Source organism: Plastoroseomonas arctica (assembly GCF_018128965.1).
Classification (GTDB): domain Bacteria; phylum Pseudomonadota; class Alphaproteobacteria; order Acetobacterales; family Acetobacteraceae; genus Plastoroseomonas; species Plastoroseomonas arctica.
Map to the genome: position 1 here is coordinate 415,622 of NZ_JAAEDH010000001.1, position 10,863 is coordinate 426,484.

Annotated in this window: 6 protein-coding genes; 5 read left to right on the plus strand and 1 reads right to left on the minus strand. The window is 69.0% G+C overall.

All coding sequences use genetic code 11. From position 1 onward, the window contains the following. Positions 1–106: 106 nt before the first annotated feature. Positions 107–886 (plus strand): DUF1194 domain-containing protein, encoded by a 780-nt coding sequence (locus tag GXW79_RS01970; RefSeq protein ID WP_246503608.1) that lies wholly within the window; start codon positions 107–109, stop codon positions 884–886. Positions 887–916: 30 nt separating this feature from the next. Here the strand turns inward: GXW79_RS01970 and GXW79_RS01975 are convergent, their stop codons facing one another. After that, complete coding sequence (locus tag GXW79_RS01975; RefSeq protein ID WP_211872518.1) at positions 917–1,609, minus strand: class I SAM-dependent methyltransferase; 693 nt, start codon at positions 1,607–1,609, stop codon at positions 917–919. A 152-nt stretch (positions 1,610–1,761) separates the two neighbouring features. On the opposite strand from GXW79_RS01975, the gene GXW79_RS01980 reads away from it, so the two are divergent. The 4 genes from GXW79_RS01980 to GXW79_RS01995 all read left to right on the plus strand — a co-directional run bounded on the left by GXW79_RS01980 (position 1,762) and on the right by GXW79_RS01995 (position 10,843). Further along, positions 1,762–2,349, plus strand: a complete 588-nt coding sequence (locus tag GXW79_RS01980) for a class I SAM-dependent methyltransferase (protein ID WP_211872519.1) — start codon at positions 1,762–1,764, stop codon at positions 2,347–2,349. A gap of 41 nt (positions 2,350–2,390) precedes the next feature. Further along, a complete protein-coding gene (locus tag GXW79_RS01985) occupies positions 2,391–4,379 on the plus strand; it encodes an O-linked N-acetylglucosamine transferase, SPINDLY family protein (protein WP_211872520.1) in 1,989 nt (662 codons plus the stop codon). Further along, complete coding sequence (locus tag GXW79_RS01990) at positions 4,379–6,235, plus strand: O-linked N-acetylglucosamine transferase, SPINDLY family protein (protein WP_211872521.1); 1,857 nt, start codon at positions 4,379–4,381, stop codon at positions 6,233–6,235. The genes GXW79_RS01985 and GXW79_RS01990 overlap by 1 nt, the downstream gene beginning before the upstream one ends. A 162-nt stretch (positions 6,236–6,397) precedes the next feature. Beyond that, entirely contained in the window at positions 6,398–10,843 is a 4,446-nt protein-coding gene (locus GXW79_RS01995; RefSeq protein ID WP_211872522.1) for a beta strand repeat-containing protein, read from the plus strand. Positions 10,844–10,863: the final 20 nt, after the last annotated feature.

Here is a 10,863-nt window from a genome sequence, read left to right on the forward strand (position 1 = left end):
ATGCCGTTGGCCTACTAAGGAGTCTAAGACGGCTGTCCTAGCCTTGCTCAACGGCAGCCGTATCGGGAGATAGCCATCGCGCACGCGCTCCAACCTGGAGAGCAAGATGCGTATGTGGTCGCCCCGGAGCCCGGCTCCCGAATTCTCCCTCTCCCGCAGGTCGCTGCTCAGTGCGACGCTGGCTGCCCCGGCACTGCTCCGATCCCGCGCCGCCCTGGCGCATGAACCGGTCGATGTGGAGCTCGTGCTCGCGGTCGACGTATCGCGTTCGGTCGATGCGGTGGAACAGGCGCTGCAATTCGCCGGCTACGCCGCGGCGTTCCGCGATGCGCGTCTGGCGGAAGGGATTTCCGGCGGGCCGCTGGGGGCGATCGCCGTATGCCTGTTCACCTGGTCCGACTGGGACATCCAGAATCTGCTGGTGCCCTGGACGAAGGTCGACGGTCCGGCGACAGCGGCGGACTTTGCCGCCGCGGTGGATGCCGCGCCGCGCGAAACCTATCTCTACACCTCCATCTCGGGCGCCATCGACTATGCCGGGCGCCTGTTCGGGCAGCGCTACGAGGGGACGCGCCAGGTGGTCGACATCTCCGGCGACGGGGTGAACAACTCGGGGCGCCCGCTGGCGGAATCGCGCGCCGCGGCGCTGGATCGCGGCATCATCCTCAACGGGCTCGCGGTCCTGGACCGTGACCCGTCGCCGGCGGCCGCGCTCGCCGGGCTGCCGCCGCTCGATGACTACTACCGCGACGAGGTGATCGGCGGCCCCGGCGCCTTCCTGATGGTCGCCGAGGGCTTCGAAGCGTTCGAGACGGCGGTGCGCCGCAAGATCATCCGCGAGATCGCGACCGGTCCGGGCCCGGTGGTGGAGCGCGCCTACGCATGACGAAGGGCCGGGAGCGCCGGCTCCCGACCTTCAGCGCTTTGCGAGCACGCCGATGAAGTAGCCATTGTGCCAGTCGCTCTCCTTGAAGCCCGGCACGCCGTTGCTGCCGTCGAGCGTGGTGCGGACCTCGGCGGCGTAGAGAAGGTCGACGTCGCTCTCGGCGATGGCCCGGTGGGTCCCGGCGCGCACCCGTTCCCAGTTCCAGTCGTCGCAGATGAAGACGAAGCGCTCGGCGAGCGCGGGCAGCGCGCGCACCAGGCCGTCATACTGGTCGGCCTCCTCATGCGGCCCGTCGAACAGGTAGATGTTGAACGGCTCGACCTGCTCCGCGATGGCGGCGAAGGGGACCGAGCGGAAATCGCCCTCGAAGAAACCCACCGTCGCGGATTCGCCCCGGTAGCGTCCGACATTGGCCAAGAACTGCTCCTTGGGTCCGCCGAACTCGCTCCAGTTGTCGATCGCCAGCGCGCGCACCGCATTGCCGGCGATGGCGGCGCACAGCGTGGATCCCTGCCAGCTGCCGACTTCGAGATAGCCGGGCTTCGGCATGCGCCGCACCAGCGTGTTGATGAACCACCGGTAGCGATACCCGGACATACCATCGATTGTGTAGAAGCCCTGGCTGCGGTCGATGGACGCGGCCATCGCCTCGGTCAGCACCGATTTTACAAGCCGTACCATGCCTTCGCCGGGCTCGATCTCGATCGCGGACAGATAGGCCAAGGGTTTGCTCCATTCTGGGGACACGCCTTGGATACCGCCGCGCGCATTGCCAAGCCGTAAAGGCTGGCGGCAACCGTGCGTTAATGCCTCCCCGCTACGCTCGGGCCTCTCACGGCGCGCTGTCCCCGCGCCTTCGCCCAAGGAGGTCCAAAATGAACGCTCCACATTCCCATCCGCGCCGCGTGCTGCATGTCGGCTGCGGCGCCGCGGATCCGCGCAAGCTGCCCGCCGAATGGTTCCCAGCGGATCAGTGGCTGGAGGTGCGCCTGGACATCGACGCGGGCGTCTTGCCCGACATCATCGCCTCCATCACCGACATGGCGCCGGTCGAGACCGGCTCGATGGATGCGGTGTGGTCGTCGCACAATGTCGAGCACCTGTACCCGCACGAGGTGCCGCTCGCCCTCGCCGAATTCCGCCGCGTGCTGGCGCCCGACGGCTTCCTGCTGCTCACCCTGCCCGACCTGCAGCAGGTGGCGGAGCTGGTGGCGCAGGATCGCCTGACCGAGGCCGCCTATGTCTCGCCGATGGGCCCGATCACGCCACTCGACATGTTGTACGGCCATCGCGGGGCGCTGGCGCAGGGCAATGCCTTCATGGGCCATCGCGGCGGATTCACGGCGCGCAGCCTTCAGCAGGCGCTGGTCGAGGCCGGCTTCCCGCATGCGCGCGTGATGCGCGACGGGAAGTTCGCGCTCTGGGCGGCCGCGCACATGGCTGCGCCGCAGATCGCCGCCTGAATTTTCTGGGCCCGCCGGCCACCCCGCAAGGATTGTCGCGCATGGACACCACCATCATCGCCGAGCTGTTCGGCACCGCGCAAAGCCACGCCCAGGCGGGCCGCCCGGACGCCGCCGCGGCGCTCTACCGCGACTGGCTCGCCGCCCATGCGGAGAGCCCGTACCGCCATGCCGTGCTGTTCAACCACGCCGTGGTGCTGTCCAGCCTCGGCGCGGTGCAGGAGGCGGCGGTCGCGCTGCAGGAGGCGGTGGCCGCGCGGCCGAATTTCCTTCCAGCGCACGTCAACTTGGGCGTGTTGCTTGAACGCCTTGGCGCGGCCGACCAGGCCTTCGCGCATTGGACGCAGGTGACCACCGCGCTGGCACAAGTGACCGGCGAGTCCGTGGGCCACAAGGCCGCCGCGTTGAAGCTGAGCGCGAGCCTGCTGGAGGGGCGCAAGATGCTCGCCCAGGCGGAGGCCGCGCTGCGCCAGATGATCGAGCTCGGGCAGCACCCGGCCGATGTGGTGCAGCACTGGATCGCGCTGCGCCAGCGGCAATGCACCTGGCCCTTGCTCGAACCCGTGGGACCGTTCGACCGAAGCGCGCTTCTCCGCCGGATGGCGCCGCTGAGCCTCGCCAGCTATGCCGACGACCCGCTGCTGCAACTCGCGGGGGCCGCGGCCTGTGCGCGCGAGGAGATCGGCCGTCCCGCACCGGGCAGCGTGGCGCGCCACGCGGTGCCGCGCGCGCGGCCAGGGCGATTGCGCATCGGCTATCTCTCCTCAGACCTGCGCGACCACGCCATCGGCTACCTGACTGCCGACATGTTCCACCGCCATGACCGCGACCAGTTCGAGGTGTTCCTCTACTACTGCGGCATCCCCGCCGAGGACGCGACCAAGGCGCGCATCCGCGACGGCGCGGAGCATTGGGTGGACATCACCCCGCTCGACGATGACGCGGCGCTGGCGCTGATGCTGCGCGACGCCATCGACATCCTGGTCGACATCAACGGTCACACCCGCAGCGCGCGATCCAAGTTGCTGGCCCGCCGCCCGGCCCCGGTGATCGTCAACTGGCTGGGCTTCGCGGGCACCATGGGCACGCCATACCACCACTACATCATCGCCGACCCGACCATCATCCCCGAGGGCCACGAGATCTACTACACGGAGCGCGTGCTGCGCCTGCCTTGCTACCAGCCCAACGACCGCGCGCGCGTGGTGGCGCCAACCCCAACCCGCGCCGAGTGCGGCCTGCCCGAGAACGCCACGGTGTTCTGCAGCTTCAACGGTGCGCAGAAGATCACGCCCTTCCTCTTCGCGCGCTGGATGGACATCCTGCGTGCGGTGCCCGACAGCTTGCTCTGGCTGCTCAAGGGCGCGGAGGCCGTGGACACGCGCCAGCGCGCGCTGGCCGAAGCCGCCGGCATCGACCCCGCACGGCTGATCTTCGTGCCCTTCGCGCCCAATGCGCAGCACATCGCGCGCTATGCGCTGGCCGATCTGTTCCTCGACACCACCCCCTACGGTGCCCACACCACGGCGTCGGACGCGCTGTGGATGGGCGTGCCGATTCTCACCATGCCGGGGCGCGGCTTCGCCTCGCGCGTCTGCGCGTCGCTGGTGCGCGCGGCCGGCATCCCGGGCCTCGTCTGCGCCACGCCGGCGGAATACACCGCGCGCGCCATTGCCCTCGGCCACGACCGGCTGCGGCTCGCCACCTACCGCGACCAGTTGCTCGCCGGCCGGCACAGCTCGCTGCTGTTCGACACGGCACCCTTCACGCGCGAGATGGAGGCGCTGTTCCGCCGCATCTGGGCCGAGGCCTGCGCGGGACGGCTGCCGGTGCCGGAGATGACCAACCTCGACACCTATCTCGAGATCGGCGCGTCGCTCGACCATGACGGCGTGGAGTTCTCGCAGATCGCCGACTACCAGGGCCTCTATCGCGCGGCCCTTGCGGAGCGCCACGATTTCGTGCGGCTGCCTTGGGACAGCCGGGTGTGGCACGCGCCCGACGCCACCGCGCTCGAGGCCGCGGCCTGATGGCACCGGACATGCTCGCGCCCGGCCTCGCGCCATCGGAGCGCGCCTGGTTTGCCGCGCTGTTCGACGGCGCTCCCTGGCCCGAGGATGCCGAGCGTCTGCGCGCGCTTTGCGCCTCGCTTCCGCTCGAGGCGCTGCTGCCACTGGCGGAACAGGCTTCTCGCCAGGGGCGGCGCGTGACGACGATCGCCGCATACCGCGCCTGGATCGCGGCCAATCCCGGCAGCCCGCAGCTTTTCGCCGCCTGGTTCAACCTCGGCGTGGAGCTCGCGCAGACCCGTGCCCATGCCGCCGCCGCCCGGGCCTATGCGCAGGCGCTGGCGCTGCAGCCGAAGCTCGACCAGGCCGCGGTCAATCTCGGCTTGGCGCTGGAAGCCCAGGGGCAGCCCGATGCCGCGCTCGCGGTCTGGGATCAGGCGTTGCAATCCACGGCCATGCGCGTCGCGCTGCTCAACCATCGTGGCCGCCTGCTCGACGAGAAGAAGCGCTTCACCGAGGCCGAGGCGGCGCTGCGCGCCTCCCTCCTGCTCGACCGCGAACAGCCCGACGTGGTGCAGCATTGGGGTCATGCGCGGCAGAAGGCCTGCATATGGCCGCTCTATGCGGGCGAGATCCCCGGCCTCTCGCCTGAGGAATTTTCCCTCCAGATCGGTCCGCTCGGTACGCTGGCGCTGACCGACGATGTCGCCCTGCAACGCCGCAGCGTCGCCGGCTGGCTCGAACGCAAGGTGGCCCCCGCGCCGCACCGCCTGGCCCCCGAGCGCGGCTACCGGCATGAGCGCATCCGGGTGGGCTATCTGTCTTCGGATTTCTGCGCTCATGCGATGAGCTTCCTTATCGTCGAGACGCTGGAACGCCATGACCGGACCGCCTTCGAGGTGTTCGGCTACTGCTCCAGCCCCGAGGATGGCAGCACCATCCGCGCCCGCGTTATCGCCGCGCTCGACCACCACATCCCCATCGGGAACCTCGACGACGCGGCCGCCGCGCACCGCATCCGCGCCGACGAGATCGACATCCTCATCGACCTCAACGGCCTGACCAAGGGCGCGCGGATGCACACGCTGCGGCACAAGCCCGCGCCCGTGCAGGCGACCTATCTGGGCTATATCGGCCCGCTGCCGCTGCCCGAGCTCGACTACGTCATCTGCGACGACTGGGTCATTCCGGCCGACCAGGCCACGCACTACGCGCCCGCGCCCTTGCCGCTGGCCGGCCTCTACCAGGCCAATGACAGCCGCATGCCCGAGCTGCCCACGTTGTCGCGCGCCAGCGAAGGGCTGCCGGTGGACCGCTTCGTCTTCTGCTGCTTCTCCCACCACTACAAGATCACGGAGGCAATGTTCGAGAGCTGGTGCGTCATCCTGCGCGCGGCACCCGAGAGCGTGCTCTGGATCGTCGAGGACACCACGGACAGTCGCGCGAACCTGCTCGCGCGCGCGGCCTCCCTCGGCGTGGCGGGCGACCGTTTCCTCTTCGCCCCGCGCGTGGGACCGGCGCACTACATGGCGCGCTTCGCGCTGGCCGATCTGTTCCTCGACACCGCGCCCTACAATGCCGGCACGGTGGCCTCGGACGCGTTGCGCATGGGCCTGCCGATCCTGACGCTGTCGGGGCGCGCCTTTGCCTCGCGCATGGCCGGCGCGCTGCTGCATGCGGTGGGCCTCGATGATTTCGTGACGACCAGCCAAGCGGATTACGTCGCGCGCGCGGTCGCAGTGGCGACCGATCCGGCGGCGGCCGCGGCACTGCGCCAGCGCCTCGCCGGCGATGCCTGGCGCCGAACCATAGGCGACAGCGCCGGCTTCACCGCGCGGCTCGAATCCGCCTATCGCGCGATCCGCCTGGTGCCCTGAGCGCGACGCACGGCGCATTAACCTCAGGGCAATACCATCGCCTTATTCTCCACCTCTGCGAAGGGCCGGCAAAAGCTGGACCCCGGACCTGCTTGCCCCGTCGGTCAACAAGGCCGGGGGCCTTGTCTCTCGCGGAACCCTGTCGGGAATGGAGTGAGACAAATGCCGGCCATTTCGCTGCTGAACACGACCCAGATCGCTGCGCTGACGACCACCACGATCGCGAGCCTCTCGACCTCCGAGATCGCCGCCATGGCCACCACCCAGATCGCGGCGCTGACCACCATCCAGGTCGCCGTTCTCAGCAGCACGCAGATGCGCGCGCTAACCACCACCGAGATCAGCGGGCTCGAAACCACGGACCTTGTCGTGCTGGCCTCGACGCAGCTGAATGCGCTCGGCTCCTCCCAGCTGGGGTCGCTGAGCACGACGCAGGTGGCGGCACTCACCACCACCCAGGTCGCGAACCTGTCCACCACGGGCGTGCGCGGCTTCGACACAGCCGATATAGCGTCGCTGACCACCACCCAGGCGGGCGTGCTGACGACGGCGCAGCTGGCCGCCCTCGCCTCGACCCAGGTCGCGGCGATCGAGACGACGGATCTGGTGACACTCTCCACCGCCCAGCTGGCGGGCTTCGGCAGCACGCAGATCGCCGGCATCACCACCGCGCAGATCGCGTCGCTGACCACGACACAGGCATCGGGGCTGACGACCACGGCGCTGCAGTTGCTGACGGCGACGAAGATGGGGGCGCTGACGACCACGCAGGTGGCGGCGCTGACCTCCACCCAGGTGGGGAGCCTGGGCACCACCCAGGTGAAGGGGATCGAGACCTCCGACATCGTCGCGCTGACGACCACGCAGATGGCGGGGATCACGTCGACCCAGGTCGCGGCGCTGGCCTCCACCCAGGTGGGCGCGCTCGAGACCTCCGACCTCGCGGCGATGACCACCACGCAGCTGCTCGGCCTCGGCGCCACCCAGGTGATCGGGCTGACGTCGACGCAGGTGGCGGCACTCACCACGACCCAGGTGTCCAACCTCGGCACGGCCGCCCTGGTCGCACTCAACGCCACCCAGATCGGTGCCATCGAGACCACCGACCTGGTGACGCTGACGACCACGCAGATGCGCGCACTCACCTCCGCGCAGATGGCGGCACTCACCACCACCCAGGCCGCGGCCCTGACCACCACCCAGGTCGCCAACCTCGGCACCACACAGGTGCGGGGACTTGAGACCACCGACATCGCCGCACTCACCACCACTCAGGTGGGGGTGCTGACCACCACGCAGCTCAGCGCGCTGGCCTCCACCCAGGTGCCGGGCTTCGAGACCACTGACTTCGCCACGCTCACAACCACGCAGCTCGCGGGTCTCGGCAGCACCCAGGTGGGCGGCATCACCACCACGCAGATCGCGGCATTGACCACCACCCAGGCGGTGGGCCTGAGCAGCACCGTTCTGCGCGCGCTGTCCTCCACTCAGGTAGGCGCCCTGACCACCACGCAGGTAGCGGCGCTGACCTCGACCCAGGTGGGGAGCCTGGGCACCACTCAGGTGAAGGGGATCGAGACCTCCGACATCGTCGCACTCACCACCACGCAGATGGCGGGCATCACCTCGACCCAGGTCGCGGCCCTGGCTTCCACCCAGGTGGGCGCGCTGGAGACTACCGATCTCGCGGTGATGACGACCACGCAGTTGCTCGGCCTCACCCCCGCTCAGGTGGCTGGGCTGACCTCGACACAGGTCGCGGCGCTGACCACGACGCAGGTCTCCAACCTCTCCTCCACGGCGCTGGTGGCGCTGAATTCCGCCCAGATCGGCGCCATCGAGACGACCGACCTGGTCACACTCACGACCACCCAGATGCGAGCTTTGACCTCTGCGCAGATGGCAGCACTCACCACGACGCAGGCGGCGGCCCTGACCACCACCCAGGTCGCCAATCTCGGTACCACCCAGGTGCGGGGGCTCGAGACCTCCGACATCGCGGCATTCACCACCACGCAGGTCGGCGCGCTCACCACCACGCAGATTAGCGCGCTTGCCTCGACCCAGATGCCGGGCTTCGAGACCACCGACTTCCTGACTCTGAGCACCACCCAGTTGGGCGGCCTCACCAGCACGCAGGTGGCGGGCATCACCACCACGCAGGTCGCGTCCATGACCACGACGCAGATGGCGGGCCTGTCCTCCACCGTGCTGCGCGCGCTTACGGCCACGCAGATGGGCGCCTTCACCACGACGCAGGTCATCGCCCTCAGCTCCACCCAGATCGGCACGCTCGGCACCGCCCAGGTGAAGGGGGTCGAGACCTCTGATATCGTCGCGCTGACGACCACGCAGATGGCGGGGATCACGTCGACCCAGGTCGCGGCGCTGGCCTCCACGCAGGTCGCAGCGCTGGAGACCACCGACCTTGCCGTGATGACGACAACGCAATTGGTCGGCCTCGGCGTGACCCAGGTGATCGGGCTGACATCAACGCAGGTCGCGGCGATGACCACGACCCAGGTGTCCAACCTCACCACCACCGCGCTGGTGGCGCTGAACTCCACCCAGATCAGTGCGATCGAGACCACCGACCTGGTGACGCTGACGACAACTCAGATGCGCGCACTTACCTCCGCGCAGATGGCGGCACTCACCACCACCCAGGCCGCAACCCTGACCACCACTCAGGTCGCCAACCTCGGCACCACACAGGTGCGGGGACTTGAGACCACCGACATCGCCGCATTCACCACCACCCAGGTGGGGGTGCTGACCACCACGCAGCTCAGCGCGCTGGCCTCCACCCAGGTGCCGGGCTTCGAGACCACTGACTTCGCCACGCTCACAACCACGCAGCTCACGGGTCTCGGCAGCACCCAGGTGGGCGGCATCACCACCACGCAGATCGCGGCATTGACCACTACCCAGGCGGTGGGCCTGAGCAGCACCGTTCTGCGCGCGCTGTCCTCCACTCAGGTAGGCGCCCTGACAACGTCCCAGGTGGCGGTACTCACCTCCACCCAGGTGGGGAGCCTGGGCACCACCCAGGTGAAGGGCATTGAGACCTCGGATATCGTCGCACTCACCACCACGCAGATGGCGGGCATCACCTCGACCCACGTCGCGGCCCTGGCCTCCACCCAGGTGGGCGCGCTGGAGACCTCCGACCTCGCGGTGATGACCACCACGCAGTTGCTCGGCCTCACCCCCGCTCAGGTGGCTGGGCTGACCTCGACACAGGTCGCCGCGCTGACCACGACGCAGGTCTCCAACCTCAGCACCACGGCACTGGTGGCACTGAACTCTACCCAGATCGGCGCCATCGAGACCACCGACCTGGTGACGCTCACCACGACCCAGATGCGGGCGCTGACCTCCTCGCAGATGGCGGCACTCACCACCACCCAGGCCGCGGCCCTGACCACCACGCAGGTCGCCAATCTCGGCACCAGCCAGGTCCGCGGCCTCGAGACCACCGATATCGCGGCACTCACCACCACCCAGGTCGGTGTGCTCACCACCACGCAGATCAGCGCCCTGGCCTCCACCCAGGTGCCGGGCTTCGAGACCACCGACTTCGCCACGCTCTCCACCACGCAACTCGTGGGCATCACGGCAAACCAGGCGCTGGGCCTCACCACCACCCAGATTGCTGCGCTGACGACCACCCAGGCCTCCGGCCTGACCACCACCACGTTGCGCCTGTTCAGCGCCGGTCAGATCGGGGCCTTCACGACGACGCAGATAGCGGCCCTGACCAGCACGCAGGTCGGTGGCCTCGGCACCACCCAGGTGAAGGGGGTCGAGACCTCGGACATCGTCGCACTCACCACCACGCAAATGGCCGGGATCACCTCGACCCAGGTGGGCGCGCTCGCCTCCACCCAGGTCGCGGCACTCGAGACGACGGACCTGGTCGTGCTCACCACCACGCAGCTGGCCGGCCTCACCGCCAGCCAGGTCGTGGGCCTCACCACCAGCCAGGTGGCCGCGCTGACCACCACCCAGGCGGTGGGGCTGAGCGGGCTGGCGGTCGCCTCGCTCACCACCACGCAGATCGCGGCGATCGAAACCACTGACCTCGCCTCGCTCACCACCACCCAGATGCGGGCGCTCACCTCGGCGCAGGTCGGCGCACTCACCACCACCCAGGTGCCCACGATCACCACCACACAGATCCTTGGCCTGGGCACCACCCAGATCGTGGGTCTGGAGACATCGGATATCGCCGCGCTCACCACCACCCAGGTGCAGACCTTGACCACGACGCAACTCGCGGCCCTGACCTCGGCACAGGTCACCGGCTTCGAGACGACCGACATCGCCGCGTTGACCACGACCCAGGTCGTGGGCCTCAGCACGACGCAGATCGGGGCGCTGTCCACCGCGCAGCTCGTGGCACTCACCTCCACCAACGTCACAGCACTCACCACGAACCAGATGGCGGGCCTCACCACCTCTCAGATCTGCGCCTTCTCCACGACGCAGATCACCGGGCTCGAGACGTCCGACATCGCCGCACTCACCGACACGCAGACCACCGGGTTCACCTCGACCCAGATCGGCGCGATGACCACGGCCCAGGTGAACGCTCTCTTCGCCTGAGCGCCGCAGCGGCCGCGAAC